This is a genomic window from Vibrio sp. MarTm2 (assembly GCF_027587055.1).
In the GTDB taxonomy this organism is placed as follows: domain Bacteria; phylum Pseudomonadota; class Gammaproteobacteria; order Enterobacterales; family Vibrionaceae; genus Vibrio; species Vibrio sinaloensis_D.
On record NZ_JAPPTK010000009.1, the window covers coordinates 105,468 to 125,552 of the forward strand.

Annotated in this window: 18 protein-coding genes; 5 read left to right on the plus strand and 13 right to left on the minus strand. The window is 47.3% G+C overall.

All coding sequences use genetic code 11. From position 1 onward, the window contains the following. Window positions 1-157: 157 nt before the first annotated feature. Both ppk1 and ppx read left to right on the plus strand, forming a co-directional pair. Window positions 158-2,275, plus strand: coding sequence for a polyphosphate kinase 1 (gene ppk1, locus OH458_RS16300; RefSeq protein ID WP_269979131.1), 2,118 nt, complete (start codon window positions 158-160; stop codon window positions 2,273-2,275). Then, entirely contained in the window at window positions 2,250-3,749 is a 1,500-nt protein-coding gene (ppx, locus tag OH458_RS16305) for an exopolyphosphatase (RefSeq protein WP_269979132.1), read from the plus strand. The genes ppk1 and ppx overlap by 26 nt, the downstream gene beginning before the upstream one ends. 25 nt (window positions 3,750-3,774) lie before the next feature. Here the strand turns inward: ppx and OH458_RS16310 are convergent, their stop codons facing one another. Genes OH458_RS16310 through phoB form a run of 3 tightly spaced genes read right to left on the minus strand, consistent with a single transcriptional unit; the run spans window position 3,775 to window position 6,751 of the window. After that, entirely contained in the window at window positions 3,775-4,731 is a 957-nt protein-coding gene (locus OH458_RS16310; protein WP_269979133.1) for a PstS family phosphate ABC transporter substrate-binding protein, read from the minus strand. Continuing rightward, window positions 4,731-6,029, minus strand: a complete 1,299-nt coding sequence (phoR, locus tag OH458_RS16315; protein WP_005471446.1) for a phosphate regulon sensor histidine kinase PhoR — start codon at window positions 6,027-6,029, stop codon at window positions 4,731-4,733. Before phoR ends, OH458_RS16310 begins: the two co-directional genes overlap by 1 nt. Window positions 6,030-6,061: 32 nt before the next feature. Further along, window positions 6,062-6,751 (minus strand): phosphate regulon transcriptional regulator PhoB, encoded by a 690-nt coding sequence (gene phoB, locus OH458_RS16320; RefSeq protein WP_004747931.1) that lies wholly within the window; start codon window positions 6,749-6,751, stop codon window positions 6,062-6,064. 207 nt (window positions 6,752-6,958) lie between these two features. Between phoB and rdgC the strand changes: the two genes are divergently transcribed. From rdgC to OH458_RS16335, 3 genes are all read left to right on the plus strand, one after another. Next, complete coding sequence (gene rdgC / locus OH458_RS16325; protein ID WP_269979134.1) at window positions 6,959-7,873, plus strand: recombination-associated protein RdgC; 915 nt, start codon at window positions 6,959-6,961, stop codon at window positions 7,871-7,873. Between the two features lie 164 nt (window positions 7,874-8,037). Continuing rightward, a complete protein-coding gene (trhP, locus tag OH458_RS16330) occupies window positions 8,038-9,435 on the plus strand; it encodes a prephenate-dependent tRNA uridine(34) hydroxylase TrhP (protein WP_269979135.1) in 1,398 nt (465 codons plus the stop codon). A gap of 2 nt (window positions 9,436-9,437) precedes the next feature. Then, window positions 9,438-9,692, plus strand: a complete 255-nt coding sequence (locus OH458_RS16335; protein WP_038189740.1) for a YfhL family 4Fe-4S dicluster ferredoxin — start codon at window positions 9,438-9,440, stop codon at window positions 9,690-9,692. A 48-nt stretch (window positions 9,693-9,740) separates the two neighbouring features. On the opposite strand, the gene OH458_RS16340 is transcribed toward OH458_RS16335, so the two are convergent. The 10 genes from OH458_RS16340 to queA all read right to left on the minus strand — a co-directional run bounded on the left by OH458_RS16340 (window position 9,741) and on the right by queA (window position 19,991). After that, entirely contained in the window at window positions 9,741-10,733 is a 993-nt protein-coding gene (locus OH458_RS16340; protein WP_038139902.1) for a cytochrome d ubiquinol oxidase subunit II, read from the minus strand. A 2-nt stretch (window positions 10,734-10,735) separates the two neighbouring features. Continuing rightward, the gene (locus OH458_RS16345) at window positions 10,736-12,067 is read right to left on the minus strand and encodes a cytochrome ubiquinol oxidase subunit I (RefSeq protein ID WP_269979136.1); all 1,332 of its coding nucleotides are present in this window, start codon (window positions 12,065-12,067) and stop codon (window positions 10,736-10,738) included. A 322-nt stretch (window positions 12,068-12,389) separates the two neighbouring features. After that, window positions 12,390-13,247, minus strand: coding sequence for a penicillin-insensitive murein endopeptidase (gene mepA / locus OH458_RS16350; RefSeq protein ID WP_269979137.1), 858 nt, complete (start codon window positions 13,245-13,247; stop codon window positions 12,390-12,392). Between the two features lie 48 nt (window positions 13,248-13,295). Beyond that, a complete protein-coding gene (locus tag OH458_RS16355) occupies window positions 13,296-13,628 on the minus strand; it encodes a DUF1904 domain-containing protein (RefSeq protein WP_269979138.1) in 333 nt (110 codons plus the stop codon). A 106-nt stretch (window positions 13,629-13,734) separates the two neighbouring features. Beyond that, window positions 13,735-14,226: a hypothetical protein gene (locus OH458_RS16360; RefSeq protein ID WP_269979139.1), complete on the minus strand. Its 492-nt coding sequence runs from the start codon at window positions 14,224-14,226 to the stop codon at window positions 13,735-13,737. Between the two features lie 65 nt (window positions 14,227-14,291). Further along, window positions 14,292-15,239, minus strand: a complete 948-nt coding sequence (secF, locus tag OH458_RS16365; protein ID WP_269979140.1) for a protein translocase subunit SecF — start codon at window positions 15,237-15,239, stop codon at window positions 14,292-14,294. Window positions 15,240-15,253: 14 nt separating this feature from the next. Further along, window positions 15,254-17,110, minus strand: coding sequence for a protein translocase subunit SecD (gene secD, locus OH458_RS16370; RefSeq protein WP_269979141.1), 1,857 nt, complete (start codon window positions 17,108-17,110; stop codon window positions 15,254-15,256). 20 nt (window positions 17,111-17,130) lie between these two features. Further along, on the minus strand, window positions 17,131-17,460 hold the full coding sequence (gene yajC, locus OH458_RS16375) for a preprotein translocase subunit YajC (protein ID WP_004747918.1): 330 nt from the start codon (window positions 17,458-17,460) through the stop codon (window positions 17,131-17,133). A gap of 175 nt (window positions 17,461-17,635) precedes the next feature. Beyond that, window positions 17,636-18,772 (minus strand): tRNA guanosine(34) transglycosylase Tgt, encoded by a 1,137-nt coding sequence (tgt, locus tag OH458_RS16380; protein WP_005471490.1) that lies wholly within the window; start codon window positions 18,770-18,772, stop codon window positions 17,636-17,638. 166 nt (window positions 18,773-18,938) lie between these two features. Beyond that, window positions 18,939-19,991 (minus strand): tRNA preQ1(34) S-adenosylmethionine ribosyltransferase-isomerase QueA, encoded by a 1,053-nt coding sequence (gene queA, locus OH458_RS16385; protein ID WP_269979142.1) that lies wholly within the window; start codon window positions 19,989-19,991, stop codon window positions 18,939-18,941. Between the last annotated feature and the right edge of the window lie 94 nt (window positions 19,992-20,085).

Consider the following 20,085-nt stretch of genomic DNA (forward strand, 5'->3'; position numbering starts at 1 on the left):
TTTAGGTGACAATTATATTACAGATCGCATTAAACTGCTGAAAACAATGCAATAAAAAATTGCAATAAAAATGTCACACAAAGATCTTAATTTGCTTACGCTTAAAGGGGATCGCCCCCCTCACTCTCTTCGTCAGTCAGGTTAAAAAGGTACGTTCATGAGCGCAGAAAAACTCTACATCGAAAAGGAATTGAGCTGGTTATCATTCAATGAGCGAGTCCTCCAAGAAGCGGCAGACAAAGACGTACCCTTGATTGAGAGAATTCGTTTTTTAGGCATATTCTCCAATAACTTAGATGAGTTCTATAAAGTCAGATTCGCCGACGTTAAACGCCGAATTTTGATTAACCAAGAACGTGGCGGCAATGATAATTCCAAACACCTGCTGACGAAAATGCAGACCAAAGCGCTGCGACTCAACGAACGTTTTGATGAACTCTACGCAGACTTGATCAGAGAGATGGCGAGACGTCGAATCTTTCTCGTAAACGAGACGCAGCTGGATGAAGTGCAACAAAAGTGGGTCAAAAAATATTTCAGTAATGAGGTGCTTCCGCATATCACCCCACTGTTACTCCGTGAAGATATCGATGTGCTGCAATTCCTCAAAGATGAATACGCCTACATCGCTGTCGATTTACATAAGGAAGAACAGAGCGATTACGCGCTTATTGAAATCCCCACCGATCACCTTCCGCGCTTTGTTATGGTGCCAGAACAAAAAGGCAAGCGACGCAAAACCATCATCTTACTCGACAACATTATTCGTTACTGTTTAGACGAACTGTTTAGTGGCTTCTTCGATTACGACGAACTCAATGGCTACGCAGTGAAAATGACTCGCGACGCCGAATACGACCTGAGCCATGAAGTGGAACACAGTCTGCTTGAACAAATGTCTGAGGGATTAAGTCAGCGCCTAACCGCGATGCCAGTGCGTTTCGTTTATGAACGTGATATGCCAAGCGAAATGCTCGATTTCTTATGTGACAAATTGCAAATCTCCAACTACGACAGCTTGATCCCGGGCAGTCGCTATCACAACTTTAAAGATTTCATCGGTTTCCCTAACGTTGGACGTGACTATCTCGAAAACAGACCACTGCCACCGATGAAATGCGCCGACTTCGACGGCTATGCCAACAAGTTCGATGCGATTAAAAATCAAGATATCCTGCTCTATTACCCGTACCACACCTTTGAACATATCTCAGAATTGGTGCGCCAAGCTTCATTCGACCCTAAGGTTCTGAGCATCAAAATCAACATTTATCGTGTCGCAAAACACTCTCGTTTGATGAACTCGCTCATCGATGCGGTTCACAACGGTAAACAGGTCACCGTGGTAGTTGAGCTGCAAGCGCGTTTCGACGAGGAAGCCAACATCGAGTGGGCGCGAATCCTCACAGACGCGGGTGTGCACGTCATTTTCGGCGCCCCCGGTTTAAAGATTCACTCAAAACTTCTTCTTATCAGCCGTCGTGAAGAAGACGCGATCGTGCGCTACGCGCACATTGGTACAGGTAACTTCCACGAAAAAACTGCCCGCATCTACACTGACTTTGCTCTGCTGACAGCAGATCCAGAGATAACCAATGAAGTACGTAATGTCTTTGGTTACATTGAGAACCCATACCGCCCCGTAAGGTTTGAACACCTGATTGTGTCACCACGCAACTCGCGCAAGCAGTTATATCGTCTTATTGATGCAGAGATTGCAAACGCGAAAATCGGCAAACCGGCGTCAATCACCTTAAAAGTGAACAACTTGGTGGATAAGGGGCTTATCAACAAACTCTACGGCGCGAGCGCTTCTGGAGTTGAAGTGAATATGATCATTCGCGGAATGTGTTCTCTGGTTCCGGGCGTCGAAGGGATCAGTGACAATATCAAAATCATCAGTATCGTTGACCGCTTCTTAGAGCATCCTAGAGTGCTCGTCACACACAACGCTGGTGACCCGCAGGTTTACATCTCTTCTGCCGACTGGATGACTCGCAACATCGATCACCGTATTGAAGTGACCGCACCAGTTCGTGACCCACGTCTTAAACAACGCATTATTGATATCATTAACATTCACTTTACCGATACAGTAAAGGCGCGTTGGATAGACAAAGAAATGAGCAATACCTATGTTCCGCGTGGAAATCGCAAGAAACTTCGCTCACAAATTGCCATTTACGACTATCTTAAACAAGTAGAGAAACAAACGAAAAATCAAAAACGTAAACAGCAGTCGGAGAGTTATGACTCAAGCACAGGAAATTCGTGATGTTGCTGCGATAGACCTTGGTTCCAACAGTTTCCATATGGTGGTAGCTCGTGTCGTCGACCAAGATTTGCAACTCGTTAGCCGCCACAAACAGCGTGTTCACCTCGCTTCAGGCCTTGATGCACAAAAAAATCTAGACAATACCGCCATTGAACGTGGGCTTGAATGCTTAGCCATGTTTGCTGAACGCCTGCAAGGGTTTGACGTCGAAAACGTCCGCATAGCCGCCACCCATACATTGCGCCAAGCAAACAACGCGCACATTTTCCTCCAACGAGCGAAAGAGGTATTACCTTTCCCCATCGAAGTGATCCCCGGTGTCGAAGAAGCCCGTCTGATCTATTTAGGTGTCGCGCATACCCAACCAGAATCCGACTCCAAACTGGTCGTTGATATCGGCGGTGGCAGTACGGAGATGATCATAGGTAAAGGGTTCGAGCCAGAGCTTATCAACAGCAAACAGATGGGCTGCGTGAGCTACACCAACCGTTATTTCGCAAACGGCAAACTGTCCAAAAAGAACTTTGCGCAGGCCACCCTTGCCGCCGAGCAGCGTCTTGAATCCATTGCATCACGCTACCGTAAAAAAGGTTGGGACATCGCTTTTGGTTCTTCTGGAACTATCAAAGCCATCCGTGAAGTGTTGATTGGCATGGGCCATGACGATGGCATTGTCACCAGCAAACGCCTAGACAAACTGATTGAAAAGTTGTGTGAATGGCAAACCATTGATGAGCTCGAACTTGATGGTTTAACAGCGGAAAGAAAACCGGTTTTTGCCGCTGGCGTTGCCATTTTGTCTGCCATATTCAAAGCGCTCAAGATTTCAGAAATGCACTTTTCTCAAGGCGCATTGAGAGAGGGCTTACTGTTTGAGATGGAAGACAACTTCAAGCGTTCGGATATTCGTATGCGAACCACCGAAAATCTGGCCAGTAAGCATCTAGTGGATTTAGAGCATGCTGCGCGCGTCAAAGGACAAGCGCAAGAGTTTCTGCAACAAGTCCACCGAGTCTTGGGTATTAGACGCAGCTCTGAGCTGTTTGACTTGCTTGACTGGGGAGCATTACTGCACGAAGTCGGCTTAAGTATCAGCTTGCAAGCGTTTCACCGTCATTCCGCGTATATTTTGCGCCATACCTACATGCCCGGCTTCAACCAAGAGCAGCAACGCGTGTTGGCGATGTTAGTACGATTCCAACGTAAAGCCCTTAAACTTCACGAGATGGAAGAGTTCTCTCTATTCAAGAAGAAAGATGTTATCGGCTTAATCCGCGTCTTGCGACTGGCGATTTTGGTCCACGGTCAGCGCAATGACGACCCACTTCCGGAGCTTGAGTTGTCGATTGAAGGAGATACTTGGACACTCACCTCAAAAGACGAGCAGTGGCTGCAAAACAACCTTCTGCTTCACGCTGACCTGATGACAGAACAGCAGCAGTGGGAAAGTGCTGGGTGGGCGTTAAACTTTTAAACCTAAGTGACCGCTAACTGATCGGTTAGCGGTCGCGCTTAATACCTACTTTCTTGAGCTCTTGCTCCGCTAATTCTGCGGAAATAGGGATGTAGCCATCCTTCTTCACCAACGCTTGACCCTGCACCGAGAAAATGAAACGAATGAACTCTCGCTCGATGGGCGAAAGTGGTTTAGAGGGATGTTTATTGACGTAAACATAAAGGTAACGTGAAAGTGGGTACTTACCTGAAAGAATATTCTCTTGGCTTGCTTTGATGTAGTCGGTGCCATTTTTGGCTACTGGCAGCAACTTTACTCCCGACACCTGATAGCCGACCCCAGAATAGCCAATGGTGTTGATAGCAGAAGCAACCGACTGCACCACAGAAGCCGATCCAGGCTGCTCATTGACGCTGTTCTTAAAGTCACCACCACACAAAGCATTGTTCTTAAAGTAACCATACGTTCCTGATACGGAATTACGGCCAAACAACTGAATGCTACGCTTTGCCCATTGATAATCTAAACCCAGCTCTGACCACGTCTCGACAGGCGCATTAGCACCGCAACGCAGCGTGGCAGAGAAAATACTATCGAGCTGAGAGAAGTTCAGCCCTTTGATCGGGTTGTCTCGATGAACAAAAATGCCGATCGCATCGATCGCGACGCGTAACTCTGTCGGCTTATAACCATGCGCTCGCTCGAACGCTTCGATTTCTCGATTTCGCATTGGGCGACTCATCGGGCCAAATTGCGCCGTACGTTCGGTCAAGGCTGGCGGTGCCGTCGAAGAGCCGGACGCTTGAACCTGACCATAAACGCTCGGATACTGTTGCTTAAATTCTTCAACCCAAAGCGTTGTCATGCCTGCTAACGTGTCGGACCCTACACTGGTCAAAGTGCCTGTGACGCCCGGCACTTTTGTGTACTCAGACAATTGAGCTGCATGAGCAGAAAGAGCCAAAACAGAAAATAGAATTGTAGTAAGCACTAACTTCATTAACTCACCACCAAACGTTGTGGCAAGATAAACGAGAACTTACTCCCCACTCCGACTTCACTCTGAATTTCTAAATGAGAATCGTGGTGGGTCAACGCATGCTTCACAATGGCTAAGCCAAGACCACTACCACCAGTATCGCGAGAACGTGCTTTATCAACTCGGTAGAAGCGCTCTGTTAAGCGATGCAAGTGTTGGGGCTCTATACCATCACCTTTGTCTTCCACTTCTAAATGCGCACCTTGGGGTGTTTGATACCAGCGAACATAAACCTCAGCGCCTGCGGGCGTATACTTCACGGCATTATAGACAAGGTTGGAAATCGCACTGCGCAGTTGGTCCTCATCGGCAAACACTCGCAATCCAGTATCTACTTCAAATCGGAGTTGGTGTCCCTGTTCGCCACTAAGGCTCGCGGCCTCTTTCTCAAGTACATCGAGCATTGCAGGCACATTCACGACTTCATCGAGTTCGTGCATCGGCGCCGCTTCAATCTTGGACAAGGTCAGCAGTTGGTTCACCAAACTGTTCATTCGGTTGAGCTGCTCCGTCATCACTCCGTGAGCTTTCGGCCACATAGGCCCAACGACCATATCTGGGTCTTCCGTCATCTCGAGATAACCTTGCAGTACCGTCATTGGTGTGCGCAGTTCATGGGAGACATTGGCAAAGAAGTTACGACGCATACCCTCAAGTTGCTTAAGCTGAGTCACATCACGTACCACCATCAGGTGCTCGCCTTCTGTGTAAGGCACAATACGCAACTCGAGCATACGCTCAACATTGAGTGGCGAACGCATTTCGAGTGGCTCGGCAAAATTCTGTTTATTGAGGTACTTAATAAAGTCTGGCGTGCGGATCAAATTTGAGATGGGCTGCCCCGTATCATCGGGCCATTTAAAGCCTAAGAGATGCTGTGCGAGCTTATTGCACCACACAATGTTGCCTTCGCTACGAAAAACCACGACCGCATCGGGCAGAGATTCAGCACCGTTGCGAAAACGGCGAATAAGATTGGTCAGCTCTTTGCGCTTTTTGCGTTGGCGCTGCTGTAAGCGGTAGATGCCATTAAAAAGCGACTCCCAGTTTCCAGACCCTGAAGGTGGCGTTAGGCGCTTTTCATCCCACAACCAAGCGGACAAGCGCATTTGATTATGTAAGTGCCATCCAAGCTGCAATACCGTTGCTGCCAACAGTAACCAAGGCATGTAACCAAAAATCCAGCCCACGATAACCCAAGGGGCGTAAAAAAAAGCCAGCTCCCAGGCTAGCTTCTTCCAAGTTAACCGCTCTACCACCTAATACTCCGTGTTTCGAATTCGTCTCTCAATTATGCTTTGGTCGAGAAACGGTAGCCTGCACCGCGCACTGTTTGGATCAGCTTATCATGACCGGCGGCTTCTAAGGCTTTACGTAAACGACGAATGTGAACATCAACAGTACGATCTTCGACATACACGTTGGTGCCCCATACGTTGTTAAGCAATTGCTCACGACTGTACACGCGCTCTTGGTGCGTCATAAAGAAGTGCAACATTTTAAATTCAGTCGGTCCCATATCGAGCGCTTCATCGTTTGCGGTCACTCGGTGCGAAACGGGGTCTAACTTAAGACCTTGGACATCAATCACATCTTCAAGTGCCGTTGGTGTTACACGACGAATCACCGCTTTAAGACGAGCCACTAACTCTTTCGGAGAGAATGGCTTAGTGATGTAATCATCCGCACCCACTTCCAAGCCACGAACTTTATCTTCCTCTTCGCCGCGTGCAGTCAACATCACGACAGGGATATTACGCGTCAGCTCTTCACGCTTCATGTGCTTAATGAAGTTGATACCACTGCCACCAGGTAGCATCCAATCTAGCAGTACTAGATCTGGGAAGGGTTCAGCCAATTTAGTTACCGCAGAGTCGTAATCTTCCGCTTCTACTGCTTGGTAACCTTTTTGCTCAAGAACAAAGCATAGCATTTCGCGAATTGGCGCTTCGTCTTCAACAACCAGAATCCTTCTAGACATAATTGAATAACCTTTGTTTTAGTTGAATTTAATCGGGCATTAACCCTTTGCAACGATAAGCATTATTACTAGCAATTATGACACTTTTGTGACCTTTGAAAACAAATTTTCATATAACTTTCATCCCACTATTGTGTGTTTGCAGTAAGACAAACTCGACAAAAGTCTTTATGATTAGCTGCAATTTTAAAGGTATAGAGAAAGAGTATGTGGTTTAAAAACTGTCTGGTATATCGTTTTAACCGTGAAATCGAATTCAATGCAGATCAACTAGAAAAGCAGTTAGCTGAGTTTCGTTTTACCCCATGTGGCAGCCAAGATAAGCAAAAATTTGGCTGGGTTACAGCGATGGGTAAACATGGCGACATGATGACTCACGTCTCTGAAAACCGCATTCTTGTGTGTGCCAAAAAAGAAGAAAAAATGCTGCCTGCGTCAGTAATCAAAGATTCATTGAACGCAAAAATTGAAGCGATGGAAGCACAAGAAGGTCGCCCTCTTAAAAAGAAAGAGAAAGACAATCTAAAAGACGATATCGTGATGGATCTTCTGCCACGTGCATTTAGCCGCAGCAGCCATACATATGTGCTCATCCTGCCAAAAGAAGGCTTTATTCTGGTTGATGCAAGCAGCTCGAAGAAAGCTGAAGATGTACTAGCTCTGCTGCGCAAAACCATGGGTAGCCTACCTGTTGTGCCTGCAATCCCTGAAAAGCCGATTGAAAACACGCTGACAGAGTGGGTGAAAACGGGTGAAACTCCCGTTGGCATCCAAATGCTTGATGAAGCTGAACTTAAGTCAGTACTCGAAGAAGGCGGCGTGATCCGTTGTAAGAAACAAGAACTGACCGCCGATGAAATTCGCAGCCATATTGAAGCTGACAAGATGGTGACTAAACTCGCCGTTTGGTGGCAAGAGCGTATCGAGTTTATTCTGGCAGAAGATGGCAGTATCAAACGCCTGAAATTCTCAGATGAACTGAAAGATCAAAACGATGATATTCCTCGTGAAGATCAAGCGGCTCGTTTCGATGCCGATTTTTCTCTAATGTGCGGTGAGTTCAGTGCCTTCTTACCAAACTTGTACGAGTGCTTAGGCGGTTTGCCTCACCCTAACGCTTAACTTCTCTTTAAGGTGCTCGACCCGTCGGGCACCTGCTTGCCAATTCCCTCACCATAGTCATGGACTTTTTCCTAGTCACAAGTCACATTTTGGCGTAAAATTTGCGCCCCCGATCCCATCTGGTGGGTTCGGCCTGACTTGAGATCAGATTAAGAGAATTACACATGACTGAGAAAGCATTCGTACCTGAGCTACTGTCACCTGCAGGTAGCCTTAAAAACATGCGTTACGCATTTGCCTACGGCGCAGACGCGGTATACGCTGGCCAACCTCGTTACAGCCTTCGCGTACGTAACAACGAGTTCAACCACGAGAACCTAAAAATCGGTATCGATGAAGCTCATGCCCAAGGCAAAAAGCTTTACGTGGTATGTAACATCCAACCGCACAACTCCAAGCTAAAAACCTTTATCCGCGACCTTAAACCAGTTGTTGAGATGGGCCCTGACGCCCTAATCATGTCTGACCCAGGTCTTATCATGATGGTTCGCGAAGCCTTCCCTGAAATGCCGATCCACCTGTCAGTTCAAGCGAACGCAGTAAACTGGGCAACAGTGAAGTTCTGGGCGGCAAACGGCGTTGAGCGTGTGATTGTTTCTCGTGAGCTTTCTCTAGAAGAGATCGAAGAGATTCGTGAGCACTGTCCTGAGACTGAACTGGAGGTGTTCGTTCACGGCGCTCTATGTATGGCTTACTCTGGCCGCTGCCTACTGTCTGGTTACATCAACAAACGTGACCCTAACCAAGGTACATGTACTAACGCATGTCGTTGGGAATACAAAGTTGAAGAAGGCAAAGAAAACGACACTGGCGACATCGTAGAGAAGTTTGACCCAACCCAAGCTCAAGCGGTTGAAGTTCAAGACGAGCGTCCTGAAACGACTATCGGTCGTGGCAAACCTACTGATGAAGTGGTTCTGCTTTCGGAAGCGCACCGTCCAGAAGAGAAGATGGCCGCTTACGAAGACGAGCACGGCACTTATATCATGAACTCAAAAGACCTACGTGCAGTTCAGCATGTTGAGCGTCTGACTAAGATGGGTGTTCACTCTCTGAAGATCGAAGGTCGTACTAAATCATTCTACTACTGCGCTCGTACTGCTCAGGTTTACCGTAAAGCGATTGATGACGCAGTTGCAGGCAAACCATTTGATGAGAGCCTAATGGGTACACTAGAGAGCCTAGCGCACCGTGGTTACACGGAAGGTTTCCTACGTCGTCACACGCACGATGCGTACCAAAACTACGACTACGGCTACTCTGTATCTGACGCTCAGCAATTTGTAGGTGAGTTCACTGGCAAACGCCGTGGTGACCTTGCTGAAGTTGAAGTGAAGAACAAATTCGTTGTCGGTGACAGCCTTGAGCTGATGACACCAAAAGGCAATGTAATCTTCACGCTTGAAGCAATGGAAAACCGCAAGTCAGAAGTTATCGACGACGCAAAAGGAAACGGCCACTTCGTATTCATTCCAGTTCCACAAGACATGGACCTAGAATACGGCCTATTAATGCGTAACTTAAATGCAGGTCAGGATACCCGTAACCCAACAGGTAAATAAGCATGGCTTTACTGATCACTGACAAGTGCATTAACTGCGATATGTGTGACCCAGAGTGCCCAAACGGCGCGATTACTATGGGTGACACTATCTTTGAGATCGACCCCGATCTCTGCACTGAGTGTAAAGGTCACTACGAGAAGCCAACGTGTCAGTCGGTGTGTCCAATTACTAAATGTATCATCACCGATCCAGACCATGTTGAGACTGAAGAAGAACTGCTCGAAAAGTTCGTTATTATTCAGGGCTTAGCTTAATAAATAAAACGCCGCTCATCCTCGAGCGGCGTTTTCGTATCTGATGTTTTACTTGTAGCTCAACTCCGTCGCTTTACCCTTAAAGATTCGATACACCGCGAAGGTATAAAGCAAGATCATCGGCATCACGATCATTACCCCATAACCGACAATCATTAAAGTTGCAGGAGAAGACGCCGCCTCTTTTGCTGACATGGTGCCCGGTACCACCTCAGGGAAAAAACTGTACGCTAAGCCAAGGAAGCTGAGCGCAAAAATCAGAGTAACGCCAAAGAATGGCCAGCGGACACCGAGGTCATTGACCATAGGGACTTGACGCAAATAACGGTCGACTAGAAATATCGTCGCCAGCACCACAAGTGGTACAGGGGTTAATAGCAAGATTTCTGGGAAGCTGAACCAGCGAAGAGCAACCTGCTCGTTGACGATAGGGTTAATCACACTCACAGCCAGAATGCCCAAAGCAGCAAGCCAACCCGCACGCCTTGACCATCGCGCTGAACGGACCTGTAAATCCCCTTCCGTTTTGAGTACCAGCCAAGCACCACCAATGTAGACATACGCAGCAGCAACACATAAAGCACTTAACCAAGCAAAACCAAACGCCTCACTGCTGTGCTCAAAGCCCATGATGTATCGGCCAACCATGTAACCTTGAGTCAGCGCGGTCACCAAGGATCCAATCCTAAAACACCAATCCCAGCGCGGTTTGTGGTCAGCGTTTGCTTTGGCTCGGAAATCAAACGCAACCCCACGCATGATCAGCGCAATCAGCATAATCGCCGTTGGCAAATAAAGCTCGGTAAGGATCAAACTGTGTGCGGTAGGAAAAGCGATTAACAAAATACCCACTGCGAGTACCAACCAGGTTTCATTGGCATCCCAAAATGGTCCGATCGAGGCAATCATCCTATCGCGTTGAACTTCATTATCACTAGGCAACAAGATCCCCACGCCCAAATCGTAGCCGTCAAGTACTGCATACATAAAGACCGAAAAGCCAAGCAGCAAAAGATAAATTTCTGGTAAATAGTCGAGCATGATTAGGCCTCTTGTTGCTCTAGAGTAACTTGATGCGCTACCACGTCTTTACGTGCCAAATAGAACAGTGTGTGAATGTACGCCACCAGCAAAATCGCATAGATCACTAAATACATAACCAGCGAAATCATGACTTGGCTGCTCGCAACTGGGGTCACGGCTTCAGAGGTTCTCAGAACTCCACTCACAAGCCACGGCTGCCTACCTATCTCTGTCACGTACCATCCCGCCAATGTTGCTACCCAGCCGGAAAACGTCATCGCCAACACGGTATAAAGATATGGCTTCGGCAGTGCTTTTTTGCGAGCCAACCTAACCGCCCCAAACCAACTGACTAGTAACATCAACACACCGACCCCAACCATGACTCTGAAACCAAAGAAAAGCGGCTTAACCGGAGGGTGATCCGGCGCAAACTCATTTAACCCCGCAATCTCCCCGTTAAGGTCATGCGTCAATATCAGACTCGCGAGCTTAGGAATACCAACAGCAAAATCGTTGCTTCGCGTCTCTTCGTTCGGCATTGCAAACAACAGCAAAGGTGCTCCTTGCTCCGTTTCCCAAACCCCTTCCATCGCAGCGATTTTGGCAGGTTGATGCTCTAGGGTATTCAATCCATGCAAATCTCCAACTAATATCTGCAGCGGTATAAATCCTGCCGCCGCAAATAGAGAGACTTTCAAGCCCAATTTAGCGGCTCGATGATTCGGCTGCTTGATCACTTGATAAGCTGAGATACCGGCGATTAAGAAACTTGCCGTCAAGGCGGAGGCGAGCAAAGTATGAGCAAAGCGGTAAGGCAGCGATGGGTTGAGAATCACTTCTTTCCAACTGGTGACGTGCACGATGCCATCGACCACTTCGTAGCCACTTGGGGTATGCATCCAACTGTTGAGTACTAAGATCCAAAACGCTGACATGGTTGTCCCCACCGCAACCAACACAGTCGCAAGGGTATGAAACCAATCAGGGACGCGGCCTCGACCAAACAACATCACCCCAAGGAAAGTCGCTTCCATAAAGAATGCGGTCATCACCTCATAGCCCAATAGCGGTCCTGCGACATTGCCGACTCGTTCCATAAAACCAGGCCAATTGGTACCAAATTGAAAACTCATCGTAATGCCCGACACGACGCCCAAAGCAAATGTCAGGGCGAAAATTTTAACCCAGAAATAATAAACATCGAGCCACACAGGTGCTTGAGTGCGATTGTAGCGCCACTTAAAAAAGACCAGCATCCAAGCCAAAGCGATGGTGATGGTCGGAAAAAGAATGTGAAAGCTGATATTGGCCGCGAACTGAATCCGCGACAGCATGAGGGTATCTAACATCTCGGTTCCTCAATAACGTGTCGTGCTTAAAACGTAGTTAACTGTAATTTATTTACGAAAAAAGAGACCGTTTGGATTTATGGTCAGAGAAAATCAGGTGATCTGGTTCTCTACAGCCATGATTTATATCAACTCAAGTGATAAAAAGAGCCGCAAAAATCGTCACAAAAGACGTGAAAGCGTAGCTAAAATTAAAAAAGAGAAAAGAAATGTAACTAGATAGAGACGAAAAATCAGAGTTCGAATTATTCGTACTTAGAGTTCGGAATATATGAAATTAAATTACAAAAACAAGAGTAACTGTGTGGCTATTATGCATTTATCAACGACCATTTACAGCCAGAAGTTGTCGACACTGTTCGGGCATCACTTTTGGTGATTTCTTCTTCGCTTTTACAGAAGCAGCTTTTGGGGCTGCAGGCTTAGGCTGTGGTTTCCAACTCGCCAACTCAGCACCACAACCATCACCTTGCGGTGGCGCTGCTTGTGGCTTACAGTGACGGCTATCTTGCGGGCACTTTAACCTCACGTGCATATGGTAGTGATGACCCCACCACGGACGCACTTTGCGTAACCAAGCCCGATCACTCGCTTGTTCACTGGCACATAACTTCTCTTTAATCACAGGGTGAACAAAAATTCGCGCCACCTGTTCATCGCTTGCGGCCAGTTTAACCAGCTCAAAATGTCGCGGGTTCCAATTGTTTTTCAGCAGTTGGTATTGCTCGATGTTAACGACACTAAGCGGTTTAGGCTCTGCCAACTGAGCCTGTGACAACGGCTCATCGGCCAGTTTTAACCAAATATCAATATCTAAGCCGGTTTGATGGCTGGAATGCCCAGAAGAGAATCGCCCGCCTTGAGGCAGTGACATATCGCCAATCAAAATATGTGTAGAGAGCTGCTGCTGAGACAAGGCACCAAGACGCTGGATAAAGCCAATTGCGTCAGGGTGACCATAGTAACGAGCCCGCTGACTTCGAATCACTTGATAACCATCGCCACTTAACGGTAGAGAGGCACCACCAGCAAGACACCCATTAGCATAACTGCCGATTGACTGAGGCGCTTGTGATGAAGGCTGTGTGACTTGCTCCCAAGGGCTGGCGTGTGCTGGTGAGAATACTAAAATAAGCAACAGAGCCCAAAAGCCTTTTCGATAACCGAACGTGATTTTCATTCCCTTGAGCTCCCTTGCTTGCGCCGATTGCAACCGCTCTTATCGGCTCTAGTAGTGTGATCCGTTGTCGTAATAACCTTGTGCATTCAACGCCGTAAAGATAACCGCAACATCGACATCTTCACCGATAATCCCACGAACTTGAGAAGTAATGATCTTAGCCACGGCATCTTGCGTCTCTTGGCCGCGGTCAAACCAAAGCACTTCGACAAATGGGTATGCTGCGCTAACTTCCCCTTCATGGAAAAAGGTACTGTAGATATACTCAAAGGTAAAATCCTCTCTTGGGCAATCCATATGAGGCTGCAACCCGTCAATGAGAGATTGAGAAAGAGCTTGAACCGTTTGTGGTTCGACTGCACGAAAACGTAAATGTGGCATGACTTGCTTCCTATTTATTATTTTCAACCATCATAACAAGTTATGACTTAAAGTTTGTAGCCAATAAGAAAAGTGTGCGGCATCTAGAGAAGTTTATTTTTGCGTTTCACCGCGGAATTAAACTCAGCGAAATGAGCTCGCCATCACTCACCAACTTGGCTTTCCATAATCGGCTTTGCCAAGTTAAAACTCTTGGCTGCGCAGCTGGAAAAGCATTAATGAACTCAATGAGCGCTTTATCGGCCTCTTCAGCCCCTTTAACGATTAACTGCTGGTTCACATCAAACTGTTCCCCAGCGATATCAACGTGGATCAAGGAAAACCCATCACTACGCAGATTCAATTGAAGATCTGAGAATCGATGGTTCGAATACTCACTGAACAACTCCAGCACCCACTGCTCATGAATGCGTTCAGCTTGCCCATAGTAGTCATGGCGATAATAAGTTAACGCGTCCTGACACCAGACTTGCTCCTCACATTGCACCCAAGACGATTGCACGTCAGAGACAAACTCTTGGATAGGTGTTTTGAGCAGCAAAGTCGTCGCCGATGCGTGACATGACAGCAAACCAAGCCATAAGACGAGTATGCGCATTCTCTGCCCTCCAAAAACAACAAAGCCGCTGACAAGCAGCGGCTTTACACTCTTAATCGAGATGATTATGGCATCTCGTCGAACTCTGCGCCCTCTTTTTCTACTTGAGGAGGCATTAGGTGTTCTTTGGTAATCCCCAGTTTCAATGCTAGTGCTGATGCTACATAGATTGATGAGTAAGTACCGACCGTGATACCCAGTAGAAGTGCGGTTGCGAAGCCATGAATCATAGCCCCGCCCTGCGTAAACAGTGCAATAACTACAAACAAGGTAGTACCAGAAGTAATCAAAGTACGGCTCAATGTTTGAGTGATTGAGCTGTTCATGATGTCTGCTGGTTCGCCTTTACGCATCTTACGGAAGTTCTCACGGATACGGTCGAAGACAACGATGGTATCGTTGAGCGAGTAACCGACCACCGTCAATAACGCCGCTACGATAGTCAGGTCCACTTCAATTTGCATCAAAGAGAAGATACCAAGCGTAATGATAACGTCGTGAGCAAGCGCCAATACCGCACCCGCTGCCAAACGCCATTCGAATCGCACCGATACGTAGATCAAGATACAGATAAGCGAAACAAGGATCGCAAGACCACCCGCTTCTGTTAGCTCGTCACCCACGTTGGGGCCTACGAACTCGATTCGACGCATTTCTACGCTTTCACCTGTACCATCTTTGATAGCGTTTAGGATCTGGTTGCCCAGCGTTTCACCCGCAACATCATCACGTGGACGAAGACGCACCATCACGTCACGAGCACTACCAAAGTTCTGTACCGTTGCATCGCCAAAGCCTTTTGCATCTAGCGCGCTACGAATGTCTTCAAGGTTTGCTGGCTGCTCGAAACCCACTTCGATTAGCGTACCGCCTGTAAAATCTAGACCCCAGTTCAACCACTTGGTTGAGAGAGTAAAGATAGACGCACCAATCATTAGGATTGAAAACACAAATGCCAGCTTCGACCAACGCATAAAGTCGATCGTATTTTCTGCTTTTAGAATCTGAAACATACTAATTCCTAGCCTTAGATCGACAGTTTGTTGATTCGCTTACCACCGTATGCAAGGTTCACGATACAACGTGTACCCACAATGGCTGTAAACATAGACGTTAAGATACCGATAGATAGCGTGACCGCGAAACCTTTGATCGCGCCCGTACCCACTGCAAACAGGATGATTGCTGTGATTAGGGTCGTGATGTTCGCATCGGCAATGGTACTGAATGCGTTCGCATAGCCTTGGTGAATCGCTTGCTGAGGGCTGCGGCCATCACGAAGCTCTTCACGAATACGCTCAAAGATCAGTACGTTCGCATCGACGGCCATACCGACGGTAAGAACGATACCCGCAATACCCGGTAGCGTCATGGTTGCACCAGGAATCATCGACATCACACCAATGATCAACACTAGGTTCGCCATTAGCGCGACGTTAGCAATCAAGCCAAACTTGCGGTAGTAAACCAAGGTAAACAGCATTACCGCAACCATACCCCAAATCATCGCTTGGATACCCATATCGATGTTTTGCTGACCCATAGATGGACCAATGGTACGCTCTTCAACAATCGAGATAGGCGCAATCAGAGCACCTGCGCGAAGTAGAAGTGCTAGGTTGTGGGCTTCTGCCGCAGAATCAATACCTGTAATACGGAAGTTACGACCTAGCGCAGATTGAATCGTTGCTTGGTTGATCACTTCTTCGTGCTTGTTCAGAATCACACGGCCTTCAGGAGTTCGGCGACCGCTGTCTTTGTACTCCGCAAACACGGTTGCCATTAGCTTGCCGATGTTTTGCTTAGAGAACGCCGACATCTTGTTACCACCCTCGCTGTCTAGCGAGATGTTCACTTGAGGGCGACCATATTCATCAACACTTGAACTTGCGTCAGTAATGCTTTGACCGCCTAGAATGACACGCTTCTTAAGCACAACTGGGCGACCATCACGGTCTTGCTTGATTTCGCTGCCAGCTGGCGCGCGGCCATTAGCAGCTGCAGCAAGATCCGCTTGAGAGTCCACTTCACGGAACTCAAGCGTAGCGGTTGCACCAAGAATTTCTTTCGCACGTGCGGTGTCTTGAACACCAGGTAACTCAACTACAATTCGGCTTGCACCTTGACGCTGAACAAGAGGCTCAGCAACACCCAGCTCGTTTACACGGTTACGCAGAATAGTAATGTTCTGCTCTACCGCATAGTTGCGAATTTCAGTGAGGCGTTGCTCAGTAAAGGTTGCGGTCAATGCAAAGCGACCATTGGAATCTGAATCAACAAAGATCATATCCGGATGGTTTTTCTCAAGTAGTGCTTCGGCCTCAGCGAGTTGCTCGGCGTTGCGAAGTAAAACTTCTACGCCGTCTTTACCTGCAGGGCGAATAGCACGGTAACGAAGTTTCGCTTCACGTAACTCACTGCGGAACGCTTCCTCTTGCTGACCAACCAGTTTTTCCATTGCAGCGTCCATGTCGACTTCCATCAGGAAGTGAACACCACCACGTAGGTCAAGACCAAGCTTCATTGGATTTGCACCAATAGACTCAAGCCAGTCAGGGGTTGCAGGAGCAAGGTTCAGAGCAACAATCTTGTCTTTGCCAAGCGCTTCATTGATCACGTCACGAGCACTAATTTGTGTATCAGTGTCGTTAAAACGTACGAGAATAGATCCATTTTCTAAAGCAATGGATTTATGAGATAAGCCCTGTTTATCAAGAGCTTGTGTGACAGAATCCAGCGTTGACATATCAACAGAGGCGCCACGCGCCCCTGTAACTTGAATAGCCGGATCTTCACCGTAAATATTTGGAAGTGCGTACAAGGCCGCAACGGCGATGGTTAACACCACCATCAGATACTTCCATAATGGATAGCGGTTTAGCACAGCGGAGATCCTTTAGCTGTTTATAGAGACTTAAGCGTACCTTTTGGTAGCACTGCAGTAACGAAATCTTTCTTGATAACAACTTCGTTATTGGTGTTTAGCTCGATTGAGATGTAGTCGTTGTCTTCTGCGATTTTAGTGATTTTACCCACTAGACCACCGCTTGTTAGCACTTCATCACCTTTACCCATCGAGCTCATTAGGCTCTTGTGCTCTTTTACACGCTTAGCTTGTGGACGGTAGATCATGAAGTAGAAGATCACCGCGAACATACCTAACATGATTAGCATTTCGAAACCGCCGCCTGCTGGTGCGCCTTCTGCTGCTGCGTGAGCTTGAGAAATAAACATTAAAACATCCTCTAGTATTTTTTATTAATGTCCAAGTTGGGCTTTCGCAATTTAGTTTCAAGTCTGAGAGTGACTAATAGAGATCGCTCTCTCAAAAATAGCTTGCGTTTGCCTACTTTATTAGCAGAAGCCTCTGGCAAAATGCCAAAGGCTTTGAATCTTTATATCGTGTCAATTACTGCTCTTTCGATAGTGGCGGTACTTCACGGCCACGACGCTCGTAAAACTCTTTCACGAACTCATCGAAACGATCTTCGTCAATCGCCGTACGGATACTTTCCATTAGGCGTTGGTAGTAACGAAGGTTATGGATCGTATTTAGACGAGCACCCAAGATTTCGTTACAACGCTCTAAGTGGTGCAAGTACGACTTCGAGTAGTTTTGACAAGTGTAACAGTCACAGTGCGGATCCAAAGGGCTTGTATCCGTTTTGTGTTTCGCATTACGGATCTTGATCACACCACCAGTCACAAACAGGTGACCATTACGAGCATTACGCGTTGGCATTACACAGTCAAACATGTCGATACCACGGCGAACGCCTTCAACCAAGTCTTCAGGTTTGCCCACACCCATTAGGTAACGAGGCTTGTCTTCTGGTAGCTGAGGACATGTGTGCTCAAGGATGCGGTGCATGTCTTCTTTAGGCTCACCCACTGCAAGACCACCGACAGCGTAGCCATCAAAACCGATTTCAGTTAGGCCTTTCACAGACACATCACGCAGGTCTTCGTAAACACCACCTTGAACAATACCAAAAAGGTTGTTCGGGTTTTCTAGCTTATCGAAGTGATCACGAGAACGCTGTGCCCAACGCAGTGACATTTCCATCGACTTCTTCGCTTCATCGTGCGTCGCTGGGTATGGCGTACACTCGTCGAAGATCATTACGATATCCGAACCTAGATCTTTCTGGATTTCCATCGACTTTTCAGCGTCCATGAAGATCTTGTCACCGTTTACAGGGTTGCGGAAATGTACGCCTTCCTCGGTGATAGTGCGCATTTTACCTAGGCTGAAAACTTGGAAGCCGCCTGAATCCGTAAGAATAGGACCGTGCCAGTTCATGAAATCGTGCAGGTCGCCGTGCATTTTCATGATTTCTTGACCAGGACGCAGCCATAGGTGGAATGTGTTACCAAGCAGGATTTCAGCACCAGTGCCTTTTACTTCTTCAGGAGTCATACCTTTAACGGTACCGTAAGTACCTACTGGCATGAATGCTGGCGTTTGAACTGTGCCACGTTCGAAGGTCAGTTGACCACGACGTGCAACACCGTCTTTTTTCTTAAGATCGAATTTTAACTTCACGAAGCCTCCGGTTGTCAGAGAAACAGTCTGACGATATTTTCGGGATTATCCCATTGTAGGAGCGGTCGCCTTCCGTGCGAGATACCAACCAGCCTTCTGGTCAGCCTCCTAGCATACTGCTAGCACTCGTAAATCATAAATGGTGAAAAAGCTAACTAGCGCAAGGCTAGTCAGTTTTTTTCTTGATGAACATCGAGTCACCATAAGAGAAGAAACGGTACTTGTTCTCTACAGCGTGTTTGTATGCGTTCATCGTGTTTTCATAACCTGCGAATGCGCTGACCAACATGATCAGTGTCGATTCTGGCAGGTGGAAGTTAGTGATTAGACAATCAACTAACTGATATTCGTAACCTGGGAAGATGAAGATCTCGGTATCACCAAAGAAAGGAGCCAACTCAGTGCCCTTTTTGATGGCATCTTGCGCAGCACTTTCTAGGGAGCGTACAGACGTAGTACCCACGGCAATAATACGGCCGCCACGTGCTTTGGTTGCGTTAATTGCATCCACCACTTTTTGTGGTACTTCAACGTACTCAGCATGCATGTGGTGTTCATTGATATTGTCGACTTTCACAGGTTGGAACGTACCTGCACCCACATGCAAGGTGACGTAGGCAAACTCAACGCCTTTTGCTTTGATCTTTTCAAGCAAAGGTTCATCAAAGTGAAGACCTGCCGTTGGCGCCGCAACCGCACCCGGTTTTTCATTGTACACCGTTTGGTAGCGCTCTTTATCTGAATCTTCATCAGGGCGGTCAATATACGGAGGAAGTGGCATGTGGCCGATTTCTTCCAATACCGCCAATACATTTTGTTCTGCGTTAAACTTCAGTTCAAACAGTGCATCATGACGTGCCACCATTTCCGCTGAGTATTCATCGTTTTCACCAATGAAAATCGTCGTTCCCGGCTTTGGAGATTTAGAGCAGCGAACATGCGCGAGAATGCTTTTCTCATCCAGCACACGTTCTACAAGCACTTCCAACTTACCGCCCGACTCTTTTCGACCGAACATACGTGCAGGAATCACTCGCGTGTTGTTAAACACCACCAAGTCGCCTGGCTGGACTTGCTCTAAAACATCGGTAAATGTGCCATCAACCAGTTCGCCGGTATTGCCATCCATTTGCAATAAACGGCTCGCAGTGCGTTCTGGCTGTGGGTAACGAGCAATAAGCTCATCCGGTAAGTCAAAATGAAAATCAGATACTTGCATGTTACTAAATCTTTTGTCGTGGTTTTTCATGTGAGTCGAACTGATTCTGTCACAAACAGACGACGAGTTTTTCGCAGCCGACTAGTATATTCTG

Coding starts and splice junctions, on each gene's coding strand:
- ppk1 (WP_269979131.1), top strand. CDS start 158: ATGAGCGCAGAAAAACTCTACATCGAAAAGGAATTGAGCTGGTTATCA.
- ppx (WP_269979132.1), top strand. CDS start 2,250: ATGACTCAAGCACAGGAAATTCGTGATGTTGCTGCGATAGACCTTGGT.
- OH458_RS16310 (WP_269979133.1), bottom strand. CDS start 4,731: ATGAAGTTAGTGCTTACTACAATTCTATTTTCTGTTTTGGCTCTTTCT.
- phoB (WP_004747931.1), bottom strand. CDS start 6,751: ATGTCTAGAAGGATTCTGGTTGTTGAAGACGAAGCGCCAATTCGCGAA.
- rdgC (WP_269979134.1), top strand. CDS start 6,959: ATGTGGTTTAAAAACTGTCTGGTATATCGTTTTAACCGTGAAATCGAA.
- trhP (WP_269979135.1), top strand. CDS start 8,038: ATGACTGAGAAAGCATTCGTACCTGAGCTACTGTCACCTGCAGGTAGC.
- OH458_RS16335 (WP_038189740.1), top strand. CDS start 9,438: ATGGCTTTACTGATCACTGACAAGTGCATTAACTGCGATATGTGTGAC.
- OH458_RS16340 (WP_038139902.1), bottom strand. CDS start 10,733: ATGCTCGACTATTTACCAGAAATTTATCTTTTGCTGCTTGGCTTTTCG.
- OH458_RS16345 (WP_269979136.1), bottom strand. CDS start 12,067: ATGTTAGATACCCTCATGCTGTCGCGGATTCAGTTCGCGGCCAATATC.
- mepA (WP_269979137.1), bottom strand. CDS start 13,247: ATGAAAATCACGTTCGGTTATCGAAAAGGCTTTTGGGCTCTGTTGCTT.
- OH458_RS16355 (WP_269979138.1), bottom strand. CDS start 13,628: ATGCCACATTTACGTTTTCGTGCAGTCGAACCACAAACGGTTCAAGCT.
- OH458_RS16360 (WP_269979139.1), bottom strand. CDS start 14,226: ATGCGCATACTCGTCTTATGGCTTGGTTTGCTGTCATGTCACGCATCG.
- secF (WP_269979140.1), bottom strand. CDS start 15,239: ATGTTTCAGATTCTAAAAGCAGAAAATACGATCGACTTTATGCGTTGG.
- yajC (WP_004747918.1), bottom strand. CDS start 17,460: ATGTTTATTTCTCAAGCTCACGCAGCAGCAGAAGGCGCACCAGCAGGC.
- queA (WP_269979142.1), bottom strand. CDS start 19,991: ATGCAAGTATCTGATTTTCATTTTGACTTACCGGATGAGCTTATTGCT.